This is a genomic window from Bradyrhizobium sp. 613_E4_N2_2 (assembly GCF_052075995.1).
In the GTDB taxonomy this organism is placed as follows: Bacteria; Pseudomonadota; Alphaproteobacteria; order Rhizobiales; family Xanthobacteraceae; genus Bradyrhizobium; species Bradyrhizobium barranii.
In genome coordinates this window covers 3,261,504-3,283,707 of sequence record NZ_CP197234.1, presented here as the reverse complement: position 1 = coordinate 3,283,707, position 22,204 = coordinate 3,261,504, and the positions used below count along the sequence as shown (strand labels likewise).

Here is a 22,204-nt window from a genome sequence, read left to right as displayed (position 1 = left end):
GGCTAGCCGACCTTCTCGACGAAGACGCGGATGGTGCCGCCGCAGGACAGCCCGACATTCCAGGCCGTCTCATCGGCAACGCCGAACTCCAGCATCCTGGGCTTGCCGCTCTGGATCACGTCCATGGCCTCGGTGACCACGGCGCCTTCGACGCAGCCGCCGGACACCGACCCCAGAAACGTGCCCTCATCGTTGATGACGAGGCTCGAGCCCGCCGGGCGCGGCGCCGAGCCCCAGGTCTCGACAACGGTGGCCAGCGCGACGCCCCGGCCGGCCTTCTGCCAATCCTCCGCCGCCTTCAGAATATCCTCGTCGCGATCGAGCATGGCTTAACCTCTCAAGCTGCGGAACGGATCAGGCTGCGGTGATGCGGCGGCAGCGGCCGGGAGAGCGTCGTGATCAGCTCCTGGATCGAACTCAAATTATGTACCGGGCGGAATTCGTCAACGTGCGGGAGCATCATTTTGATGCCCTGGGCCTTGGCCTCGAAGCCGCCGAACCGCAGAAGCGGGTTGAGCCAGATCAGTCGCCGGCAGGACCGGTGCAGCCGGTCCATCTCGAAGGCGAGCCTGGAATCGGCCTCCCGCTCCAGCCCGTCGGAGATCAGCAGCACGATGGCGCCCTGGCTCAGCACCCGCCGCGCCCACAATTTGTTGAAGTTGTGCAGCGAGGCCGAAATCCGGGTGCCGCCGGCCCAGTCCTCGACCGAGGCCGAGCAGCTCGCCAGCGCCTCATCAGGGTCGCGCTGGCGCAGTGCCCGGGTGACGTTGGTCAGCCGGGTGCCGAACAGGAACACCGAGACGCGCTTTCGCGCGTCCCCGATGGCATGCAGGAAATGCAGGAACAGGCGGGTGTACTCGCTCATCGAGCCCGAGATATCGAGCAGGGCTACGATCGGCGCCGGCTTCTCGATGCGCCCGAGGCGATGGATGTCGATGATGTCGCCGCCGGTACGCAAGGACGCGCGCAGCGTGCGGCGCAAATCGAGACGAAGCCCGCGGGGATCGGGCCGGTGCCGGCGCGTCAGAAGCTCGGCCTGCGGCAACCGCATCCGCTCGACGGCGCGGAGCGCTTCGGTGATCTCAGCCGCGCTCATCTGGGCAAAATCCTTCTTCTGAAGGATCTCCTTGTCGGAGACCGACAGGCGCAAATCCTGCTCCTGGTGCTGCGGCGTCTCCGTCATCCGCGGCTGCGACATCGCCTCCTGCACGCGGCGGGAGCCGGCCTGCGGCTTCTTCTTGGCCTGCTCCGGCAACGGCACCGAATCCAGCATGTGCTTCCACTCTTCCGAGGCGCGGAAGAACAAGTTGAAGGCCTGCCTGAAGATCAGCGCATGCTCGTGGCGCTTGACGAAGATCGCCTCCAGCGTGGTGAAGACGTCGGCGCGGTTGCCGATGTCGATCACCTGGAGCGCGCTCATGGCATCGATGACGGCGCCCGGCCCGACCGGCATGCTGGCTGCACGCAACGCGCGGGCAAAGCCGACGATGTTGTCGGCGAACTGCTCGGTCTGGTCGGGCGCAAGGTGGTTGATGGCCATGGTCTCGTATCCATCCCCTCGTCATTCCGGGGCGCGCCCGCTTGGGCGCGAGCCCGGAATCCATTTATCCGCAGTACGTGCGGCCCGATGGATTCCGGGTTCGCGCTACGCGCGCCCCGGAATGACGAGCGCAATTTGACGCGAGATCAATTCTCGCTCGTCGCTTCCTTCAGCACCTTTTGCAAGGTATCGCCCTGCATCCGGGTGATATCGTCCTGGTACTTGAGCAGCGCCCCCAGCGTGTCGCCGACCACTTGCGGGGTCAGCGACCGGGCATCGAGCTCCGACAGCGCTGTGGCCCAGTCGATGGTCTCGGCGACGCCAGGCGACTTGTAGAAATCCTGGTTGCGCAACGCCTGGACGAAACGCACGACCTGCTGCGACAGCTTGGCGGAGATGCCGGGCACGCGCGTCTTGACGATCGCGAGCTCGCGCTCGGCTTCGGGATAGTCGACCCAGTGATAGAGGCAGCGCCGCTTCAGCGCGTCATGGATCTCGCGGGTACGGTTGGAGGTGATGATGACGATCGGCGGATGCGGCGCCTTCACGGTGCCGAATTCGGGAATGGTCACCTGGAAGTCGCTGAGGATTTCGAGCAGGTATGCCTCGAACGCCTCGTCGGCGCGGTCGAGCTCGTCGATCAGCAGCACCGGCGGTCCCGCGACGTCGGGCTCCAGCGCCTGAAGCAACGGCCGCTTGATCATGTAGCGGTCGGCGAAGATGTCGGACGAGAGCTGATCGCGGTCGGTGTCGCCGGCGGCTTCCGCCATCCGGATCGCGATCATCTGTGCGGCGCTGTTCCACTCGTAGACGGCAGAGGAGACGTCGAGGCCCTCGTAGCACTGCAGGCGGATCAGCTTCCGCCCCAGCGCCGCCGACAGCACCTTTGCGATCTCGGTCTTGCCGACGCCGGCTTCGCCCTCGAGGAACAGCGGCCGGCCCATGCGCAGCGACAGATAGGTCACCGTCGCCAGCGATCGCTCCGCGAGATAACCGCGCGAAGTCAAAAGTTCGAGCATCGCATCGACCGATGCCGGCAGGGCCGTGAGAGTCATGAAAATGCCAGTCTCGCTACGCCCTCACCGGGGACAAGTTTGGGCCGAGGCGTGAGGTTCACTCACTCCTTGGCGTTGGCGGCATCGAGGGCACGCCGCGTCAGCACCCCGATGAGATGCGCACGGTATTCGGCGCTGCCGTGGATGTCGCTGTTGAGGCCTTCCGCCGGCACCTCGATGCCGTCGAGCGCCTTCGCGGCGAAGCGCTTCTTCAGGGCTTCCTCGAACGCGGTGACGCGGAACACGCCTTCGGAGCCGGCGCCGGTGACGGCGACGCGCACGTCCGAAGGACGCCGCGCCACGAACACGCCGACCAGCGCATAGCGCGAAGCCTGGTTGCGGAACTTGATGTAGGCCGCCTTCTTCGGCAGCGGGAACATCACCTTGGTGATGATCTCGTCGGCTTCGAGCGCCGTCGTGAACAGGCCCTGGAAATACTCTTCCGCCTTGAGGCGGCGCTTGTTGGTGACGATGGTGGCGCCGAGCGCGAGCACCGCGGCCGGATAGTCCGCGGTCGGATCGTTGTTGGCGAGCGAGCCGCCGATCGTGCCCTTGTGGCGCACGGCCGGGTCGCCGATCTGGCTGGCAAGATTGGCCAGCGCCGGGATCGCCTCACCGACGATCGCGGAGCTTGCGACCTCGGCATGCCTGGCGGTGGCGCCGATCACGAGCGCGCGGCCCTTCATCTCGATCGTGTTGAGCCCCTCGATGTGGGAGAGGTCGACCAGATGCGGGGGGCTGGCGAGACGCTGCTTCATGACGGGAATCAGCGTGTGGCCGCCGGCGATCACCTTGGCGTCTTCGTTCTTCACCAGGAGGTTGGCCGCCTGGCGAACGGTCCCAGGGCGATGGTATTTGAATTCGTACATCTGAATGTCCTGATCGCAGAATGCGCGCGCGGTTAGGCGAGATCGGATTTCGCCATCGCCTTGGCGCCGGCGGAGATCGAAGCGACGATGTTCTGGTAGCCGGTGCAACGGCAGAGATTGCCTTCCAGCTCCTCGCGGATGGTGTGGTCGTCGAGCTCGTGGCCCTTGCGATGGACGATGTCGATCGCGGTCATGATCATGCCCGGCGTGCAGAAGCCGCACTGCAGGCCATGGTGCTCGCGGAAGGCCTCCTGCATCGGATGCAGCGGAGCGCCGTCGGCGGCCAGTCCCTCGATCGTCTTGACCTCGTGGCCATCGGCCATCACGGCCAGCGTGGTGCAGGACTTCACGGCCTTGCCGTCGAGATGCACGACACAGGCGCCGCACTGCGAGGTATCGCAGCCGACATGGGTGCCGGTCAGGCGCAGATTCTCGCGCAGGAACTGCACCAGAAGGGTGCGGGGATCGACGTTGGCCGTGACAGGATTGCCGTTCACGATGAGGGAGATTTTTGCCATAAGCACTCTCTATCAGCGCCCCGACGGGTCCCGTCGAAGCGGTTCTTATAATTATTCCAACCCATCATATGGGCCATTATGCCCGGGGGCAACATCGCCCCGGATGCAAGGCGCCATGCCGAAAGGCGATAGCCTTCAGCCCTGTACCGCTAGCCCTGTACCGCTTTGGCGAAGTTCGCGAAAAATTCGTCGGCCAGTTTCTTGGCGGCGCCGTTGATGAGGCGCTGGCCGAGCTGCGCCAACTTGCCGCCGATCTGCGCCTCGACCTCGTAGGAGAGCAGCGTACCGCCGTCCTTCTCCGCGAGCTTGACCACAGCGCCGCCCTTGGCGAAGCCGGCCACCCCGCCCTCGCCTTCGCCGGAGATCTTGTAGCCGTTCGGCGGGTCGAGATCGGAGAGTGTGACCTTGCCCTTGAAGCGCGCCGACACCGGCCCGACCTTCATTTTCGCCGTCGCGCGAAAGCCGCCGTCGTCGGTCTTCTCCAGCTCCTCGCAGCCGGGGATGCAGGCCTTCAGCACCTCGGGATTATTGAGCTTCTCCCACACGGCCTCGCGCGGCGCCGCAAGCTGGACTTCGCCGTTCATCGTCATGGCCATGGGGTACCTCCCGGATGCTTCTCTATAATGTGCTCAAGTAACGCACGGAGGCCGCAAAGGAAAGGGCAGCCCCCGGCCACGTGCAATGCATATTCGCAACTGCAAAAAGCTTTGCGCCGATGGTTTGGGATTGGCAGAGCCGGGGCATGGTGATTAGGTCCCGCGCAACATGAGCACAGCCCTCTCCCCCCTGCTCGCGCCGATGCTGTCGAGCCCAGCCATGCGCGCGGTCTGCGACGACCGGTCGACCCTCCAGAACATGCTCGATTTCGAGGCAGCCCTGGCACGCGCCGAGGCCGCCACGGATGTGATTCCCGCATCCGCGGTGGGCCCGATCGAAGCTGCGTGCAGGGCCGATACCTTTGACATGGCCGCTCTGGGCGAGGCCGCGACGCGATCCGGCAATCTCGCGATTCCCCTGGTCAAGGCGCTGACCGCCAATGTCGGCAAGGCCGATGCGGAGGCCGCCCGCTACGTCCATTGGGGCGCGACGAGCCAGGACGTCATCGACACCGCGACCATGCTCACGCTTCGCGCCGGCATCGATGCGCTCGATGCCGATCTCAGCCGCGCCATCAAGGGCTTTGCCGCCCTGGCGCGGAGCCATCGCAACACCGCCATGGTGGCGCGGACCTGGCTCCAGCACGCGCTGCCGATGCCGTTCGGGCTCAAGGCCGCGGAATACGCATCAAGCCTCGCCCGCGCCCGCTGCCGCCTGCGGCGGCTCTCCCGCGAGGGCCTTGCGCTGCAATTCGGCGGTGCCGCCGGCACGCTCGCGGCCCTCGGCGACAAGGGGCTCGTCGTTGCAGAGCGATTGGCGCAGGAGCTCAACCTGCCGCTGCCGGAAGCGCCCTGGCACACCCATCGCGACCGGATCGCGGAAGCCGCATCATGCTTTGCGATTCTCGCCGGAAGCTGCGGCAAGATCGCGCGCGACGTCTCGCTGATGATGCAGACCGATGTTGGCGAAGCGTTCGAGCCCGCCGGCGAAGGCCGCGGTGGCTCCTCGACCATGCCGCACAAGCGCAACCCGGTCGCGGCCGCGAGCGCGCTGGGCTGCGCAACCATGGCGCCACAGCTCGCCGCGACGATCTTCGCAGCTCAAGTGCAGGACCACGAGCGCAGCGCCGGCCCCTGGCACGCGGAATGGCCGACGCTGCCGCAATTGATGCTGGTCGCCTCGGGCGCGCTCGCCGCCATCGTCGATATCGCGGAGGGCCTCGACGTCGATGCCGCGCGCATGCGCAGCAATCTCGATGCGACGCATGGGCTCATCATGGCGGAAGCCGTTACGTTTGCGCTGGCCGACAAGATCGGCAAGAGCGATGCGCATCATCTGATCGAGGCCGCCAGCAAGCGCGCGGTCGCCGAGAAGAAGCATCTGCGCGAGGTTCTCGCGGCCGATTCGCAGGTCACGGCGCATCTTTCGCCGGAAAAAATTGCGGCATTGTTCGAGCCGATGGCCTATCAAGGGGCTTCCCAAGCCCTGATCGACCGGCTGCTCGACAGCCTCGAGCGCGACTGAAACGGAGACGCCCAGCATGCCCATGATCGATGCCGACGGTTGCCTGATCAACGTCTCCGTCGAGGGCCGCGACGGCGGGCCGACGCTGATGCTGTCCAACTCGCTGGGCTGCACGTTGCAGATGTGGGAGCCGCAGATGAAGGCGTTGACGCAGGTGTTCCGCGTCATCCGCTACGACCGCCGCGGCCACGGCAAGTCCAACGTTCCGCCTGCCCCCTATACGATGGAGCGCTTCGGCCGCGACGTGCTGGCAATCCTCGACGACCTCAACATCGAGAAGGTGCATTGGTGCGGCCTGTCGATGGGCGGCATGGTCGGGCAATGGTTAGGGGCCAATGCGCCGGAGCGCTTCGGCAAGCTCATCCTCGCCAACACCTCCTGCTACTACGCCGAGCCGACCAAATGGCTGGAGCGCATCGACGCCGTGAAGAAGGGCGGCATCGCGGCGGTGGCCGATGCCGTCATCGCGGGCTGGCTGACCCAGGATTTCCGCGAGCGCGAGCCGCAGATCACGGCGAAGATGAAGTCGATGCTGCTCGCCTCCCCCGTCGAGGGCTATCTCGCCTGCTGCGAGGCGCTGTCGACGCTCGACCAGCGCGAGCTGCTCGCCAAGATCAAGAGCCCGACACTGGTGATCGCCGGCCGCCACGACATGGCGACGCCGATCTCGGCGGGTGAATTGATCCGCTCCAACATTCCCGGCGCAAGCATGACCATCATCGACGCCGCGCACATTTCAAATGTCGAGCAGCCGCACGCGTTCACCGACGCGGTGGTGGGTTTCCTGACGCAGCGCTAGCCGCTATCCGGAGAAAAAACATGGACGACCAGAAGCGCCGCGATGCCGGCATGAACGTGCGCCGGAAGGTGCTGGGCAATGCCTGGGTCGACAAGTCGATCGCGAACCGCAATGCCTTCAACACCGACTTCCAGGACATGATCACGCGCTACGCCTGGGGCGAGATCTGGACGCGGCCGCATTTCGACGAGCGTACGCGGCGCGTGCTCGTGATCGGCACCATGGTCGCGCTGGGGCAATGGGACGAATTCCGCCTGCATGTGCGCGCGGCGCTCGCCGAGGGCGGCTTCACCCCCGACGACATCAAGGAAATCCTGCTTCAGCAGGCAATCTATTGCGGCGTGCCGGCGGCGAACCACGCCGTCAAGGAAGCCTCAGCGATTGTGCAGGAGCTCGGCCTGCTCAAGAGCTAGCGGCGCGGCGGTTTCGACGGCCTCCCGAACGTTCTTGGGCGCCGGCGCGGGCCGCTCGATCACCACCACGATGGCAGCGCCGAGCAGCAGCAGGAGTTCGGTGGCATGCAGCCGGAGCGCGGCCATCTCGCCGACCTTCGAGGCCATCAACATGCTCGTAAACGAGATGAGGCTGCCGATCGCAAGCGCAATGCCGAGCGCCTCGTCGCTGCCGCCATTCTTGCGGACGCGGGGAATACACAGAAGCGCGAGATAGATGGCAAAGAACGCCACCACCGTCAGCCGGCCCAGCGCCAGCAGCCAGGCGGCACGCACCGTGCTCATCCCCGCCATCTGAAGATGATCGCTGAGGAACAGCGCCACCGCGACACTCGGCCGCTCGTAGAGGCCGTGCACCGGTGCCACCATGATGTTGAAGGCCACGAGCGTCCAGGCCGGGATGAAATAGGCCGCCAGCAGGGCGCCGTTGACCGAACCGATCCGCCAATTCCTGAACATGCCGCTTCCCGCTTCGCTCGCTGCGCGCCTTCCATGGAAAGGCTTTGCCGGGGAGCTAACTCGCATCAGACCATGGCGGCAATTTAAACCCTTTGTTTACCTTAACCGGCCCGCCGGGCGGCGCGCCCAAGGAAAAAGGCCCCGCCTCCCGGCGGGGCCCTCTTCACGTCTAGGCTCCGAAACTACTTGTCCTGACCGTGCTGGCCGCCCTGTTGCTGGCCGGGCTTCTCGCCCTGGCGCTGCGGATCCTGCTGCTGCTGTCCGGGTTTCTGCCCGCCACCCTGCTGCTGCCCGGGTTTCTGAGTCTGCTGGCCCGGATTCTGATCTTGCTGCTTCGACATTTGGGGGAACTCCCTAGTTGGACCTCAGAGGAGAGACAACGGCCGGGATTCAGTTTGGTTGCTTTGCGGAACCCGGTTCCTCGCACCTGCGGAACCGAAATGACATCCGTAGCGAAATGACCTCTGTACAAGCCTTTGTGTCGAGGCATGGCCAGTTGCAGCCACCAGTTCCCTCCTGTTACAAAACGAGAAGAATGCTTAGGGGCTGCCGGGGCCCGAGAAGAAACTCAATCACACTTTCTCTCGAAGAGCTCCCTTTGAGCCGCGTCAGGTTTGGTAACGGCAGCCCATGGATTATTTCGCCCAGCAGCTCATCAACGGTCTCGTTCTGGGCTCGATCTACGGCCTGATCGCCATCGGCTATACGATGGTCTACGGCATCGTCGGCATGATCAATTTCGCCCATGGCGATGTCTTCATGATCGGCGGCTTCATCGCCCTGATCACCTTCCTGATCCTGATCTCACTCGGCTTGACCGCGATCCCGGTGATCCTGCTGGTGGTGCTGCTGGTGTCGATGGCGATCACCGCGCTCTATGGCTGGACCATCGAACGCATCGCCTACCGGCCCCTGCGTCATTCCTTCCGCCTCGCCCCGATGCTGTCGGCGATCGGCATGTCCTTCGTGCTGACCAATTACTCGCAGGTGGCGCAGGGCGCCCGCGTCAAGCCGATCCCGCCCTTCATCACCGGCGGCTATACGCTGCACGAAAGCGCGGACGGTTTTGTGATCCAGCTCTCCAACATCCAGATCATGGTGGTTCTCACCACCATCGTGCTGCTTGGAATCTTCACCTGGCTGGTGTCGCGCACCCGGCTCGGCCGCGACATGCGCGCCTGCGAGCAGGACCAGACCATGGCGGCGCTGCTCGGCGTCAACGTCGACCGCACCATCTCCATGACCTTCGTGATCGGCGCCGCACTCGCCGCGGTCGCGGGCCTGATGTACCTGCTCTATTACGGCCTGGTGGATTTCTTCATGGGCTTCGTGGCCGGCATCAAGGCGTTCACCGCGGCGGTGCTCGGCGGCATCGGCTCGCTGCCTGGCGCCATGCTGGGCGGTCTCGCGATCGGCCTGATCGAGACGTTCTGGTCGGCCTATTTCTCGGTCGAGTACAAGGACGTCGCGGCGTTCTCGATCCTGATCGTCGTGCTGATCTTCATGCCGACCGGCCTGCTTGGCCGTCCCGAAGTCGAAAAAGTCTGACGGTCGCCGCGTGACAATTCTCTCGAGCAATACGGCCAAACCTGCAACGGACATCCCCGCTCTGCTGAAGACGGCCTTCGTCAACGCCCTGATCGCGCTGGTGCTGTTCTCGCTGATGGTCGGCGTCCGCACCGAAGCGGGTTCCGACGGCCAGCTCACCTATTGGACCCGCTTCGGCGAGGTCGCCTCCCTCGTTGCCGCCGTGTTCGGCGGCTCGATCGTGCTCGGGCTGTTGCGACAGTGGATCGGGTCCAGCGGCACCGACAAGCTGGTGCCGCCGGCTGTACGCAGCGGCATGTCGTTTCTGGGCCGCTACCTGGCGCCCGCACTTCTGATCTTCACGGTGCTTGTGCCGGTGATCTTCTATGACCAGCGCTATATCCTCGATCTCGCGATCCTCGTGCTCACCTATGTGATGCTGGGCTGGGGGCTGAATGTCGTGGTCGGGCTCGCCGGCCTGCTCGACCTCGGCTACGTCGCCTTCTATGCGGTCGGCGCCTATTCCTACGCGCTGCTCGCCACCAATTTCGGCTGGTCGTTCTGGGTCTGCCTGCCGCTTGCCGGCATCCTCGCCGCGTTCTGGGGCGTGCTGCTCGGCTTCCCCGTACTGCGCCTGCGCGGCGACTATCTCGCCATCGTGACGCTCGCCTTCGGCGAGATCATCCGCCTCGTCATCATCAACTGGCAGAGCCTCACCGGCGGCCCCAACGGCGTCTCCAGCATTCCCCGCCCCTCGTTCTTCGGCATCCCGCTGGACAACAGCGACAACGGGCTCGCCGCCAGGCTCGGCATCGAATATTCGCCGACCCAGCGCATCGTCTTCCTGTTCTACCTGATCCTGGCGCTTGCGCTGCTCACCAACTGGGTGACGATCCGGCTGCGCCGCCTGCCGATCGGCCGCGCCTGGGAGGCCTTGCGCGAGGACGAGGTCGCCTGCCGCGCGCTCGGCATCAACACCACGACCACCAAGCTCACGGCGTTCGCGACCGGCGCTATGTTCGGCGGCTTTGCCGGTGCGTTCTTCGCGACGCGCCAGGGCTTCATCAGTCCGGAATCCTTCACCTTCCAGGAATCGGCGCTGGTGCTCGCCATCGTCGTGCTCGGCGGCATGGGCTCGCAGCTCGGCGTCGCGCTCGCCGCGCTCGCCATGATCGGCGGCTTCGAGCTGTTCCGCAGCCTCGAGACCTACCGCATGCTGGTGTTCGGCATGGCCATGGTGCTGATCATGATCTGGCGGCCGCGCGGCCTGATCGGCCATCGCGCGCCGACCGTGTATCTGACCAAGGCGCAGGCGATCTCTTCCGACCTCGTCAAGGAAGGGCACGGATGAGCGCCGACAAGATTAGCGACAAGATTCTTGGCGTCGATCGGCTGACCATGCGCTTCGGTGGCATCGTCGCCGTGCAGGACCTGTCGTTTGCGGCCGAACGGAAGAAGATCACCGCGCTGATCGGACCGAACGGCGCCGGCAAGACCACCGTGTTCAACTGCATCACCGGCTTCTACAAGCCGAGCGGCGGCGCCATTCGCCTCACCCATGACGACGGCAAGCTGATTGCGCTGGAGCGGCTCAACGATTTCCGCATCGCCAAGCAGGCCAAGGTGGCGCGCACCTTCCAGAACATCCGCCTGTTTCCCGGCATGACCGCGCTGGAAAACCTGATGGTGGCACAGCACAACGCGTTGATGCGCGCCTCCGGCTTCACTTTTCTCGGCCTCATCGGCGCGCCCGGCTACCGCGACGCCGAAAAGCGCGCGATCGACCTCGCCACCGACTGGCTGAAGCGGGTCAATTTGCTCGACCGCGCCGACGATGCCGCCGGCAATTTCGCCTATGGCGACCAGCGCAGGCTCGAGATTGCGCGCGCGATGTGCACCGAGCCTGCGCTTTTGTGCCTGGACGAACCCGCCGCGGGTCTCAACGCGCGCGAGAGCGCAGCCTTGAGCGAGCTCCTGCTATCGATCCGCAACGAGCTCGGTACCTCGATCCTGCTGATCGAGCACGACATGTCGGTCGTGATGGAGATCTCCGACCACATCGTGGTGATGGACCACGGCGTCAAGATCGCGGAAGGCACCCCGCGCGAGATCCGCGACGATCCCAAGGTGATCGCCGCCTATCTCGGCACCGACGAGGAAGAGGCCGTGGCCGTGATGGAGAGCGGGTCGTGACGTCGTCCGCTCCCCTGCTGTCGATCCGGGGCCTGCGCGCCGCCTACGGCAAGATCGAGGCGCTAAAGGGCGTCGATGTCGAGATCAGCGCCGGCGAGATCGTCGCGCTGATCGGCGCCAACGGCGCCGGCAAGTCGACGCTGATGATGACGATCTTCGGCAAGCCGCGCGCCCGCGCCGGCCAGATCCTGTACGAAGGCCGTGACATCACCGACGTTCCCACCCATGAGATCGCCCATTTGCGCATCGCGCAATCGCCGGAAGGCCGCCGCATCTTCCCGCGCATGAGCGTCGCGGAAAACCTCCAGATGGGGGCGGATGCCACCGGATGCACCGACGCCGAACGCGAGGCCACGCTGCAACGCGTGTTCACGCTGTTCCCGCGCCTGAAGGAGCGCTACGCCCAGCGCGGCGGAACGCTGTCCGGCGGCGAGCAGCAGATGCTGGCAATCGGCCGCGCTCTGATGAGCCGCCCCCGCCTGCTCCTGCTCGACGAGCCCTCGCTCGGGCTGGCGCCGCTGATCGCGCGCCAGATTTTCGATGCGATCCGCACCCTGAACCGCCAGGACGGCCTGACGGTCCTGATCGTCGAGCAGAACGCCAACCATGCGCTGAAGCTCGCCCATCGCGGTTACGTCATGGTCAACGGCCTGATCACGCTGGCCGGGACCGGCGCCGAGTTGTTGCAGCGCCCCGAGATTCGCGCCGCCTACCTGGAGGGCGGCCGGCACGGCTGAGGTTGCCGACGGGGAGCGCGTGCGGCCGAATGTGGCGAGATATCTCCGCCAATGCCCGTATTTTGCCGGTGACTTCTCCCGAGATTCATTCAAGAATGGCGCCGGTTTAGACCGGGCGTACCCGGCAACTTCCACAGTCGACCACCCGCGAGGTATCTCATGAAATCACTGAAGCTCATCGGTCTGGCATTCGGCGCGTCGATCGCGCTATCGAGCGCGGCTTTCGCGCAGGATGTCACCGTCGCAGTCGCAGGCCCGATGACCGGCGGAGAGTCCGCCTTCGGCCGCCAGATGAAGAACGGCGCCGAGATGGCCGTGGCTGACATCAACGCCGCCGGCGGCGTCAACGGCAAGAAGCTCGCGCTCAACGTCGAGGACGACGCCTGCGACCCGAAGCAGGCGCGCTCGATCGCCGAAAAGATCGCCGGCGCGAAAATTCCGTTCGTGGCCGGGCACTATTGCTCGTCGTCGTCGATCCCCGCCTCCGAAGCCTATGCCGACGGCAACGTGCTCCAGATCACGCCGGCCTCGACCAATCCGAAGTTCACCGATAGCGGACTCTGGAACGTGGCGCGCGTCTGCGGCCGTGACGACCAGCAGGGCCTGGTCGCGGCGCAGTACATCGCCAAGAACTACAAGGGCAAGAACATCGCGATCCTCAACGACAAGACCACCTACGGCAAGGGTCTCGCCGATGAGACCAAGAAGGCGCTCAACAAGGCCGGCATCACCGAGAAGATGTACGAGTCCTACAACAAGGGCGACAAGGACTTCAACGCGATCGTCTCGCGCCTGAAGCGCGACAACATCGACCTCGTCTATGTCGGCGGCTATCATCAGGAGAGCGGCCTGATCCTGCGCCAGATGCGTGACCAGGGCCTCAAGACGATCCTGATGGCCGGCGACGCGCTCGCCGACAAGGAGTACGCCTCCATCACCGGTCCGGCCGGCGAAGGCACGCTGTTCACCTTCGGCCCCGATCCGCGCAACAAGCCGACCGCGAAGAAGATCGTCGACGCCTTCAAGGCCAAGAACATCGACCCCGAGGGCTATACGCTCTACACCTACGCGGCGATGCAGGTCTGGTCGCAGGCGGCAAAGAAGGCCGGCACCACGGACGCCAAGAAGGTCATGGCGGCGATCAAGGCCGGCAAGTGGGACACCGTGATCGGCCCGATCGAGTACGACGCCAAGGGCGACATCAAGCAGCTCGACTATGTCGTCTACAAATGGGACGCCAAGGGCGGCTACGCCGAGATCAAGGGCAACGGCACCTAAGACAGGATGCCTGACCTTTTAATCAGATCAATCCAACGCCCCGGTTCGCCGGGGCGTTTTCTTTCGCCGTGCGGTCACACGGCTGCGGAGAGTTCGCCGCCCGCCGCAGCCTGGGCCTTGTGGAGCGCTTGCAGGAGATCGTTCGGCCGAAATGGCTTTTGCAGGCATACCACGTCGGCCAGACCAGGCGCCTCGCCCATGAAATCCAGCGCGGTCATGCCGGAGACCGCGACGATCGGGAACCCGGGAACTCGCTCGCGAATGGCCGCCATGACGTCAACGCCGCTGGTGTCGGCCAGGAAAATATCGACGATCGCGGCATCGAAAGCGCCCTCGCTGAAGGCTTTCAGGCCCGCTGCGCCGCTCTCGGCTTCGACGACGTCAAAGCGGTTGACCCGAAGCACGATCGCGACCATGGCGCGGACCTCCTTCTGGTCGTCGACAACGAGAACACGGCGCATGGGAACAACTCCCGGATACGTATCATTATTTGGTTCAATTCACCGCAACTGCCCGGCAAGGCAGTATGGGTCTGTCCCGGTAAATCACCTCTTACCAGCTACCTGTTCCAAGTCCCACCCCAAGTTAAATAAGCTGTAACCTTCGGTTGAGTCGCATGCGCTTTCTGTCAGGATGCGCGCCCGGAGCGGGCTACCATGCGGGTAGCGGCTTCCCGGCCGGAAGAGATTGACGTAGGAGGTCATCATGCCGGCTTACGAGAGATCGACGTGCTAGCGCCTAACGACCGAAGCACATTCCTGTCGACCTTGCCGGCTACGCGAAGCGATCGCAGGGCTGCGTTGGCGATCGTCGGCATCTCCGCAATCCTGTTCGCGCTGGCGGTACCGTTTGCGGGCTTGCCGCTCGCACAGGTGCCGGCCTTCGTGGCGAGCTACCAGTCGGCGCTCGCGGTCAGCGACATCATCACCGCCGTCTTGCTGCTGTCGCAGTTCGCCGTCCTGCGCAGCCGCGCGCTGCTGCTGCTGTCGACCGGCTATCTGTTCACGGCGGCCGCCGCGGTGACCCACGCCCTCACCTTCCCCGGGCTGTTCGCCCCGGCCGGATTGTTCGGTGCAGGCCCGCAGACCACCGTCTGGCTCTACATGATCTGGCACGCCGGTTTCCCGCTGTTCGTGCTGGCCTATGCCTGGCTCAAGGACGGCAACGGCGGCAACAGGATTGCGAGCTCGGCGGCTCCCGCGATCGCTCTCTCCGTCGCCGGCGTGGTCGTCGCGATGACCGTCTTCGCCTGGCTGGTGACTGCGCAGCACGGCCTGCTGCCGGTCCTGCTCAAGGACGGCCACTACACCCCCACCATGATCGGCGTGGTGTCGTTCGTGTGGTCCCTGAGCTTCGCGGCGCTGGTCACGCTGTGGTTTCGCAAGCCGCACACGGTGATCGACGTCTGGCTCATGGTCACGATGTGCGCCTGGCTGTTCGACATCGCGCTGTCAGCGATCGTCAACGTCGCGCGTTTCGACCTCGGCTTCTATGCCGGCCGGCTCTACGGCCTCGGTGCGTCGAGTTTCGTGCTCGCGGTGCTGCTGATCGAGAACGTGCGTCTCCAGGCCAACACCGCAGGCATGGTCGGCGCGCTGCAGCGGCAGTCGAGCTCGGAGCGGAACTATTATGCCGAGCGCGAGCGGCTGTTCAGCGCCGTCGTCGAGTCCTCCAACGACGCCATCATCACGAAGTCGCTCGACGGCACCATCACGTCCTGGAACAAGGCGGCCGAGCGCGTCTTCGGCTACTCCGCCAGCGAGGCGATCGGCCGCCAGGTCGATATCATCATGCCGGAGGGGCAGCGGGAGGAAGTCGCCGAAATGCTGGCCCGCACCCGCAACGGCGAGGTCATCGACCAGCACGAGACCGTGCGGCTGCACAAGAGTGGCCAGCCGATCGACGTCGTGCTGAGCCAGGTCCCGCTGCGATCGACCGACGGCAAGATCATCGGCGCCTCCAAGGTCGCCCGCGACATCACCGAGCGGAAGCGGGCGGAATCCGCTCTCAACCGCGAGATCGAGGAGCGCCAGCGCATCTTCGAGACCTCGCAGGACCTGATCCTCGTGACCGACGGTTACGGCAATTTCATCCAGATCAGCCCGAGCGTGAAGGACATCCTCGGGTACAAGCCGGAGGACATGATCGGGCACAGCGCCATCGAGTTCATTCACCCCGATGACCTCGACAACACCCGCAGCGAGATGCGCGCGGCGCGGCGTGGCGCGGTCAAGCGCAGCTTCGAGGCGCGCTACTACCACTACGACGGTCACGAGGTGACGCTGAACTGGATGGGGACCTGGTCGGAGCCGGTGAAGCGCCATTTCTTCATCGGCCGCGACCTCACCGAGAAGCAGGCCGCGGAAGCCCAACTCAGGCAGGTCCAGAAAATGGACTCCATCGGCCAGCTGACCGGCGGCGTCGCCCACGATTTCAACAACGTGCTGACCGTCATCACTGGCACGATCGGCATCCTCGCGGACGCGGTGGCCGACCGTCCCGAGCTCGCCGCCATCACCAAGTTGATCGACGACGCCGCCGAGCGTGGCGCGCAACTGACCAAGCACCTGCTCGCCTTTGCCCGCAAGCAGCCGCTCCAGCCGCGCGAGATCGACGTCAATGCGCTGGCGCTCGAGGCCGCAAAGCTGCTGCACCCGACCCTCGGCGAGCAGATCACCATCATGCCGCAGCTCACCGAGGATGCCTGGCCGGCGCTGGTCGACCCGGGCCAGCTTTCCACCGCGATCCTCAATCTCGCGCTGAACGCGCGCGACGCCATGCCGGACGGCGGCACATTGGTGCTGGAGACCCGCAACATCTTCCTCGACGACGGCTATGCCAGCATGAATCCCGACGTCGTCGCCGGCAGCTATGTGATGATCGCGGTCAGCGACACCGGCACCGGCATTCCACCGGACCTGATGGAGCGGGTGTTCGACCCGTTCTTCACCACCAAGGAGGTCGGCAAGGGCACCGGGCTCGGGCTCAGCATGGTGTTCGGCTTCGTCAAGCAGTCCGGCGGACACATCAAGATCTACAGCGAGGAAGGCCACGGCACGAGCGTGAAGATCTACCTGCCGCGCTCGAGCGGCGTGCAGGAGAGCGAGTACGAGTCGCTCCAGAACGTGCCCATCGCCGGCGGCGACGAGAAGATCCTGATCGTCGAGGACGACGCGCTGGTACGGCAATATGTCGTGACCCAGATCAAGAGCCTCGGCTATGCCGCGCTCGAAGCCGCCAATGCGGCCGAAGCCCTCACCATCATCGATGCCGACAAGGGCATCGACCTGCTCTTCACCGACATTATCATGCCCGGCCACATGAACGGCCGCCAGCTCGCGGACGAGGCGGTACGGCGGCGTCCCGACCTGAAGACGCTGTTCACCTCGGGCTACACCGAGAACGCCATCGTCCATCACGGCCGGCTCGATTCCGGCGTGCTGCTGCTGGCCAAGCCCTATCGCAAATCCGAGCTTGCCAAGATGCTCAGGACCGCGCTGGCGAGTTGAGCGCGCGGCATCGGTGCGCTATCGCTGATGCCTGAAGCGCATGGAGTGCCGGCCTTGAAAAACCTGCTTACCGATATCGCCGGCGTCCGCGTCGGCCATGCCGAGGATGCGAAAGTCGCCTCTGGCACGACAGCGATCATCTTCGATGCCCCGGCGGTCGCGGCGATCGACGTGCGCGGCGGCGGGCCCGGCACGCGCGAGGATGCGCTGCTCGATCTTGCCAGCACGGTCGAGCGCGTCGATGCGATTGCGCTGTCCGGCGGCTCCGCCTTTGGCATCGAGACCGGCGGCGGCGTCCAGGCCTGGCTTGCCGAACAGGGCCGCGGCTTCCGGATTCGCGAGGCGGTGATCCCGATCGTGCCGGGCGCCATCGTGTTCGACCTGCTCAACGGCGGCGACAAGGCCTGGGGTCGCTTCGCGCCCTATCGCGATCTCGGTTACGCAGCAGCTGTGGCCGCGGGCCACGACTTCGCGCTGGGCAGCGTCGGCGCAGGCCTCGGCTGTACCACCGCGACCTTCAAGGGCGGGCTCGGCTCGGCTTCGGCGGTCCTGCCCAACGGCATCAAGGTCGCCGCCATCGTGGTCGTCAACGCGGTCGGCAGCGCAACCGTCGGCGAGGGACCGTGGTTCTGGGCGGCGCCGTTCGAGGAGAACGGCGAGTTCGGCGGGCGCGGCCTGCCAGCCAAGTTCACGCCGGACATGCTGGCGATGCGCATCAAGGGCGGCCCCGCCGCGAGCGCGCGCGAGAACACCACGATCGGCGCCGTCGTCACCGATGCGACGCTGACCAAGGCCCAGGCCAAGCGGCTTGCGATGATCGCGCACACCGGATTTGCCCGCGCCATCTATCCGGTGCATGCCCCGACCGACGGCGACGTGCTGTTTGCGGCTGCGACCTGCGAGAAGCCGATCGAGCCGCTGGTCGGCCTCACCGAGCTCGGCACGGTCGCCGCCAACGTGGTCGCGCGCGCGATCGCGCGCGGCGTGTACAGCGCGACGGCGCTGCCGTTTGCGGGAGCATTACCGGCGTGGAAGGACCGCTTCGGCGGGTAAGGGGCACGCGCCTATCACCGCATATCGCGCGTCATCGCCCGGCGAAGACCGGGCGATCCAGCATTCCAAAGGCAGTTGTGATTGAACCGAGAAGCCGCGGCGTACTGGATGCCCCGGTCCCGGCTCCGCCAAGGCTACGCCGGGGCCACAAGGGTGCTCGGCCGCCGAAGCTTTAGCGAAGGCGGCAAGCCGGGGCATGACAGCGAGTGGGCGTCAGACGCTCATCGACATCGACGAGCCGGCGGTCGCTGAGGCGCCTTGCCCCTGCCCGCCTTGCCGCTGCATCAACTGCGCGAACAGATCGTAGGCCGAATTGCGAGAGGAGCTGGAGGCGCCCGGGACCGTCGTCGACATCTTGAAGCCGTCGGCGTAGGTGACAGTGGTGGTGGTCGAGCCGTCGGCGGCGGTCGTCGTGGTCGAGGTCGATCCGCCGCTCGCCTTCGAGGCGGAATCCGATCCATCGCCCGAGCCGCCCGCACCCTGCGCGTGGTGGTGGCCGCCATGGCCGCTCTTCAGCGCCTTCGACATCTCATCCAGGCTGACGCTGCCGTCGGAATTCGTATCCATCTTCGAGAACACGTCATCGGCCTGCGCAAGGTTGGTGCCGCCGGCCCCGAGCGCGTTCTCGAATTCGGACTTGGTGATCTTGCCGTCGCCGTCCCCGTCGATCTGGGAGAACAAGTCCTTCAGCGCGGCGTCGCGGCTCGTCGAGGTCGAAGACGTCGAGCCGGACGAGGTCGAGCTGGCCGTGCTGCCGGTGCCGCTGGACGACTGGCTCTGCGCGGCGAACAGCGCGTTCATCGTCTCCGGCGAGATCTGCGGAGTTTTGCCCGCATTGACCGACGAGGTCGCGCCGCTGGTCGTGCTGCTGCCGCTGTCGATCGCGAACGGATTGATCGGCGCGTTCTGCGAAGACCCCGTGTTCTGGGTCGACGAGGACGATTTCGACTTCGTCAGCGACTGGATCGCGTCGAGCGCGCTCGATACGGCACCAAGGGCAAACAACATTGCACAACTCCAACCGATGCGGCACGCCGCAGCCAATGTTCTGGCGGTGATGTCAGCAAGCGTCGTGCCAGCGCAAAAAGCTCAATGAAATCCGCCTTCGCGACGCCTGGCGCGGCTCCGGAACACCGGCAATTCATGCCGGTCGCGGCAGAAATTTCCGCCCACAGGAAGCACGCCGCCCCTGCATTGCCCGGCTGAGAGGCCCATGTTAGGCGAGCATCATCTTTCACGGCCGCCACGGGACACCGCGCCATGACCCAAGCCTTCACTCCCCGCCCCCTGGCCATCGCGCCCTCGATCCTGGCCTCGGACTTCTCCAAGCTCGGCGAAGAGGTGCGCGCGGTGGACGCGGCCGGCGCCGACTGGATCCATCTCGACGTGATGGACGGACATTTCGTGCCCAACATCTCCTACGGCCCCGACGTCATCAAGGCGATGCGCCCGCACACCAAGAAGATCTTCGACGCGCATCTGATGATCTCGCCCTGCGACCCCTATCTCGAGGCCTTCGCCAAAGCCGGCTGTGACCACATCACCGTGCATGCGGAAGCAGGTCCCCATCTGCACCGCTCGCTCCAGGCGATCCGCGCGCTCGGCAAGAAGGCCGGCGTCTCGCTCAACCCGGGCACGCCGATCAGCGTGCTCGAATACGTCATCGACCTCGTCGACCTCGTGCTGGTGATGTCGGTCAATCCCGGCTTCGGCGGCCAGGCCTTCATCCCGTCTGCGATCGGCAAGATCCGCGACATCCGCGCGATGACGGCGGGACGTCCGATCGACATCGAGGTCGATGGCGGCGTCGGTCCCGATGTCGCGGGTCCCCTGGCCGCGGCGGGCGCCAACGCCTTCGTCGCCGGCACCTCCGTGTTCAGGGGCGGCACGCAGGAAGCGTACAAGACCAACATCGCCGCGATCCGCAACGCCGCCGCAGGCGCACGCGGCGAAGCGATCTGAAGCACAAGCAACATATTTGCTGAAAAGCTGCGGGTCTTACGGGCGCTGCGACGCGCAATGCCTAAATTGCACCTTGATCCGTACTCCTCCGGGCTTCCCTGATTCGTGCAAATCACCGCTAGTGATTCTTGCCTGTTTTCGCGGGAGCACATCATGACGACGACCCTGGTTTGGACTGGCGTGGCGTTGTGGCTTGGTTTCAGTGCGTTTGTTGTGTTTGGCCCATCGGCCGGACCGGCGAGAGTGCCGGCACGTTCGGCCCGCATCGTCCGTCGCGACTGGTATCGGGCCTGAGCCCATGCAGATCGCGCTCGTGAAGCGTCAAGCGAAGCGCAGGTGCCGCATCCCGCGGCGCCCGCATCCTGACCTCGACTATTTCTTCGGTCGGCTCGAACGCACCGAAGGCGAGAGGCGCGACGACACCGGGCCCGAGATGGCGGACCCGGATCACCCGCTCCGGTCACCGCGCCGGCATTGAATTCTATTCTGGACCACGCCCGATGAAACCGCACTGCCCGAACTGCCTGAAGGAAATGACCAAGGCATCCGCGTCGCGTAACCTCTTCAATTGCGAGCCCTGCCGCGAGATCATCCAGTATTTCGGCGGCGGCGCGGATCACGGCGAGCCCGGCCCGCAATTCTGCTGGCCGATCCGCCGCAAGCGCTCCGTCCACGCCGCCCACGCGGCGTGATCTTTCCTAGCCCCACACGACGCCGGCGTCTGGTTTCGCAGCAGCCATCCGCGGCGGCCGCACCACGGTGACGGTGCAGGCCGCCTCCGAGGCCACCTTGGCCGAGACGCTGCCGAGCAGCGCGCGGCGGAACGAGCTCTGCCGCGCGCCGATGATGACGTGGTCAACCTGATTGACCTCGGCGAATTCCAGCAGCGCCGCGGCGGGATCAACGGCTTCCAGCACGTGAACCGACAGCCGGCTCTCATCCAGCTTAAGCGGCGTCGCCCAATGCCGGAGCGCGACCAGGCGGTCGACATGCTTGTTGGAGCCCTGCTCGTCGAGCGTCCGGTCGATCGCGATGCGGTTGAGCTTGAGCACGTTGACGCAGGCAAGCCGCGCCGACGGCAGCGTCGCGAGAATGCGCTCGGTCGTCACGCGCAGCGCCTCGTTCAGCTCGCCCGCGCCTTCCACCGTGTCGAGCGCGACCGCGAGGATCGGGCTGGAGGCGATTTGCGCGGCGACGTCCGATTTCGCGCGCGGCGCCATGACACCCAGGTTGAAGCGCCGCCGCCAGGCGACGCTCAAGGGGTCGCGCTTCAGCCGTTCCGAACGCGCGGTGAGCCTGACCTGGTCCGGATGAGCGAGATCGAAGGCGAGCTGGGACGCGGTCGGATAGCGCCGCACCGGCTCGATCTCGAGACAGCGCAGCACCACCTCCTGAAGCCAGGGCGGATAGTCCGCCCGCAATTCGCGCGGCGGATGCGGATCGCGCCACAGCCGGCGACGCATCGCGCGCAGCGTCTCGCCCTCGCCGAAGGGGCGCTCGCCGGTGGTGAAGAAATAGAGCAGCACGCCCAGCGAAAACAGATCGCTGCGCGGATCGTCGCGTACCCCCAACAGCCGCTCGGGCGCCATGTAGGGCGCGGTGCCGTAAGGCAGGCGGAATTCTTCCTGCAACAGGTCCGGCAGATGGTTGTGGTGCGACAGGCCGTAATCGATCAGGACCGCCTCGCCGCTGTCGCGGAACATGATGCTGCTCGGCTTGATGTCGTGATGAATCACGTTCTGCCGGTGCAGATCGGCCAGCGCGGCGGCGATCTTCGCGACGAGCTGCCGCGCCTCCTCGTATGGGAGCGGCAGATCGGGCAGCCGCTTGTAGAGCGTGGTCCCGGGAATGCGCTCGATCACGGCGTAGGCCTGGTGCGCGAAGTCGCCGGTGCCGAAACACGAGGGCACGTGCGGCCCGGCGAGCCGCGGCAAGATCATCATCTCCATCTCGAACGAGACGATCGCGGCGGGGTCCTCGCCCTCCGACACCCGCGGAATCTTCATCAGCAGCGGCACGTCGATGCCGGGATGGGTGACGGTCCACAGCGTCGCCATACCGCCGGCATGGACGCATTCACCGATGGTGTAGCCGTCGATCTCGGCGCCTGATTTGACCAGGGATTGCGGCAT

Annotated in this window: 24 protein-coding genes; 13 read left to right on the top strand and 11 right to left on the bottom strand. The window is 65.6% G+C overall.

What is annotated here, in order from left to right:
• Positions 1–2: 2 nt before the first annotated feature.
• The 6 genes from AB7290_RS15435 to AB7290_RS15410 all read right to left on the bottom strand — a co-directional run bounded on the left by AB7290_RS15435 (position 3) and on the right by AB7290_RS15410 (position 4,578).
• Complete coding sequence (locus tag AB7290_RS15435; RefSeq protein ID WP_007602422.1) at positions 3–326, bottom strand: XdhC family protein; 324 nt, start codon at positions 324–326, stop codon at positions 3–5.
• An 11-nt stretch (positions 327–337) separates the two neighbouring features.
• Positions 338–1,540 carry a vWA domain-containing protein gene (locus tag AB7290_RS15430; RefSeq protein WP_071912469.1) on the bottom strand — a complete coding sequence of 401 codons (1,203 nt, stop codon included), beginning with the start codon at positions 1,538–1,540 and terminating at the stop codon, positions 338–340.
• Positions 1,541–1,686: 146 nt separating this feature from the next.
• Positions 1,687–2,595 carry an AAA family ATPase gene (locus AB7290_RS15425; protein ID WP_014494196.1) on the bottom strand — a complete coding sequence of 303 codons (909 nt, stop codon included), beginning with the start codon at positions 2,593–2,595 and terminating at the stop codon, positions 1,687–1,689.
• Positions 2,596–2,657: 62 nt separating this feature from the next.
• Positions 2,658–3,464 (bottom strand): FAD binding domain-containing protein, encoded by an 807-nt coding sequence (locus tag AB7290_RS15420; protein WP_014494195.1) that lies wholly within the window; start codon positions 3,462–3,464, stop codon positions 2,658–2,660.
• A gap of 32 nt (positions 3,465–3,496) precedes the next feature.
• On the bottom strand, positions 3,497–3,982 hold the full coding sequence (locus AB7290_RS15415; RefSeq protein WP_014494194.1) for a (2Fe-2S)-binding protein: 486 nt from the start codon (positions 3,980–3,982) through the stop codon (positions 3,497–3,499).
• Between the two features lie 149 nt (positions 3,983–4,131).
• Positions 4,132–4,578, bottom strand: coding sequence for an SRPBCC family protein (locus tag AB7290_RS15410; RefSeq protein ID WP_063982407.1), 447 nt, complete (start codon positions 4,576–4,578; stop codon positions 4,132–4,134).
• Positions 4,579–4,747: 169 nt separating this feature from the next.
• Between AB7290_RS15410 and AB7290_RS15405 the strand changes: the two genes are divergently transcribed.
• Genes AB7290_RS15405 through AB7290_RS15395 form a run of 3 tightly spaced genes read left to right on the top strand, consistent with a single transcriptional unit; the run spans position 4,748 to position 7,315 of the window.
• Positions 4,748–6,103 (top strand): 3-carboxy-cis,cis-muconate cycloisomerase, encoded by a 1,356-nt coding sequence (locus AB7290_RS15405; protein ID WP_085404330.1) that lies wholly within the window; start codon positions 4,748–4,750, stop codon positions 6,101–6,103.
• A gap of 16 nt (positions 6,104–6,119) precedes the next feature.
• The gene (gene pcaD / locus AB7290_RS15400; protein ID WP_085404329.1) at positions 6,120–6,902 is read left to right on the top strand and encodes a 3-oxoadipate enol-lactonase; all 783 of its coding nucleotides are present in this window, start codon (positions 6,120–6,122) and stop codon (positions 6,900–6,902) included.
• Between the two features lie 20 nt (positions 6,903–6,922).
• Complete coding sequence (locus AB7290_RS15395; protein ID WP_014494190.1) at positions 6,923–7,315, top strand: carboxymuconolactone decarboxylase family protein; 393 nt, start codon at positions 6,923–6,925, stop codon at positions 7,313–7,315.
• Here AB7290_RS15395 and AB7290_RS15390 read toward each other — a convergent pair.
• Both AB7290_RS15390 and AB7290_RS15385 read right to left on the bottom strand, forming a co-directional pair.
• A complete protein-coding gene (locus AB7290_RS15390; protein ID WP_085404328.1) occupies positions 7,277–7,813 on the bottom strand; it encodes a hypothetical protein in 537 nt (178 codons plus the stop codon). The genes AB7290_RS15395 and AB7290_RS15390 overlap by 39 nt on opposite strands.
• 182 nt (positions 7,814–7,995) lie before the next feature.
• The gene (locus AB7290_RS15385; RefSeq protein ID WP_166091448.1) at positions 7,996–8,154 is read right to left on the bottom strand and encodes a hypothetical protein; all 159 of its coding nucleotides are present in this window, start codon (positions 8,152–8,154) and stop codon (positions 7,996–7,998) included.
• A 289-nt stretch (positions 8,155–8,443) separates the two neighbouring features.
• Here AB7290_RS15385 and AB7290_RS15380 point away from each other — a divergent pair, with 289 nt between their 5' ends.
• From AB7290_RS15380 to AB7290_RS15360, 5 genes are all read left to right on the top strand, one after another.
• The gene (locus tag AB7290_RS15380; RefSeq protein ID WP_028147449.1) at positions 8,444–9,361 is read left to right on the top strand and encodes an ABC transporter permease subunit; all 918 of its coding nucleotides are present in this window, start codon (positions 8,444–8,446) and stop codon (positions 9,359–9,361) included.
• Positions 9,362–9,371: 10 nt separating this feature from the next.
• A complete protein-coding gene (livM, locus tag AB7290_RS15375; RefSeq protein WP_085404375.1) occupies positions 9,372–10,691 on the top strand; it encodes a high-affinity branched-chain amino acid ABC transporter permease LivM in 1,320 nt (439 codons plus the stop codon).
• Positions 10,688–11,533 carry an ABC transporter ATP-binding protein gene (locus AB7290_RS15370; protein ID WP_085404327.1) on the top strand — a complete coding sequence of 282 codons (846 nt, stop codon included), beginning with the start codon at positions 10,688–10,690 and terminating at the stop codon, positions 11,531–11,533. Before livM ends, AB7290_RS15370 begins: the two co-directional genes overlap by 4 nt.
• A complete protein-coding gene (locus tag AB7290_RS15365; RefSeq protein WP_014494184.1) occupies positions 11,530–12,270 on the top strand; it encodes an ABC transporter ATP-binding protein in 741 nt (246 codons plus the stop codon). The genes AB7290_RS15370 and AB7290_RS15365 overlap by 4 nt, the downstream gene beginning before the upstream one ends.
• Before the next feature lie 159 nt (positions 12,271–12,429).
• The gene (locus AB7290_RS15360) at positions 12,430–13,548 is read left to right on the top strand and encodes a branched-chain amino acid ABC transporter substrate-binding protein (RefSeq protein WP_028147453.1); all 1,119 of its coding nucleotides are present in this window, start codon (positions 12,430–12,432) and stop codon (positions 13,546–13,548) included.
• 74 nt (positions 13,549–13,622) lie between these two features.
• On the opposite strand, the gene AB7290_RS15355 is transcribed toward AB7290_RS15360, so the two are convergent.
• Entirely contained in the window at positions 13,623–14,009 is a 387-nt protein-coding gene (locus tag AB7290_RS15355; RefSeq protein WP_071912455.1) for a response regulator, read from the bottom strand.
• A gap of 195 nt (positions 14,010–14,204) precedes the next feature.
• On the opposite strand from AB7290_RS15355, the gene AB7290_RS15350 reads away from it, so the two are divergent.
• Positions 14,205–17,057 carry a PAS domain S-box protein gene (locus tag AB7290_RS15350; protein ID WP_085404326.1) on the top strand — a complete coding sequence of 951 codons (2,853 nt, stop codon included), beginning with the start codon at positions 14,205–14,207 and terminating at the stop codon, positions 17,055–17,057.
• Between the two features lie 54 nt (positions 17,058–17,111).
• Positions 17,112–18,110 carry a P1 family peptidase gene (locus tag AB7290_RS15345; protein ID WP_085404374.1) on the top strand — a complete coding sequence of 333 codons (999 nt, stop codon included), beginning with the start codon at positions 17,112–17,114 and terminating at the stop codon, positions 18,108–18,110.
• A gap of 213 nt (positions 18,111–18,323) precedes the next feature.
• Here AB7290_RS15345 and AB7290_RS15340 read toward each other — a convergent pair whose 3' ends face one another.
• The gene (locus AB7290_RS15340) at positions 18,324–19,118 is read right to left on the bottom strand and encodes an EF-hand domain-containing protein (protein ID WP_085404325.1); all 795 of its coding nucleotides are present in this window, start codon (positions 19,116–19,118) and stop codon (positions 18,324–18,326) included.
• A gap of 252 nt (positions 19,119–19,370) precedes the next feature.
• Between AB7290_RS15340 and rpe the strand changes: the two genes are divergently transcribed.
• From rpe to AB7290_RS15325, 3 genes are all read left to right on the top strand, one after another.
• Positions 19,371–20,072: a ribulose-phosphate 3-epimerase gene (gene rpe, locus AB7290_RS15335; RefSeq protein WP_085404324.1), complete on the top strand. Its 702-nt coding sequence runs from the start codon at positions 19,371–19,373 to the stop codon at positions 20,070–20,072.
• Positions 20,073–20,370: 298 nt separating this feature from the next.
• The gene (locus AB7290_RS15330; RefSeq protein WP_028147458.1) at positions 20,371–20,550 is read left to right on the top strand and encodes a hypothetical protein; all 180 of its coding nucleotides are present in this window, start codon (positions 20,371–20,373) and stop codon (positions 20,548–20,550) included.
• Between the two features lie 22 nt (positions 20,551–20,572).
• Positions 20,573–20,764 carry a hypothetical protein gene (locus tag AB7290_RS15325; RefSeq protein ID WP_014494175.1) on the top strand — a complete coding sequence of 64 codons (192 nt, stop codon included), beginning with the start codon at positions 20,573–20,575 and terminating at the stop codon, positions 20,762–20,764.
• Between the two features lie 6 nt (positions 20,765–20,770).
• Here the strand turns inward: AB7290_RS15325 and AB7290_RS15320 are convergent, their stop codons facing one another.
• Positions 20,771–22,204, bottom strand: coding sequence for a serine/threonine protein kinase (locus AB7290_RS15320; protein WP_085404323.1), 1,434 nt, complete (start codon positions 22,202–22,204; stop codon positions 20,771–20,773).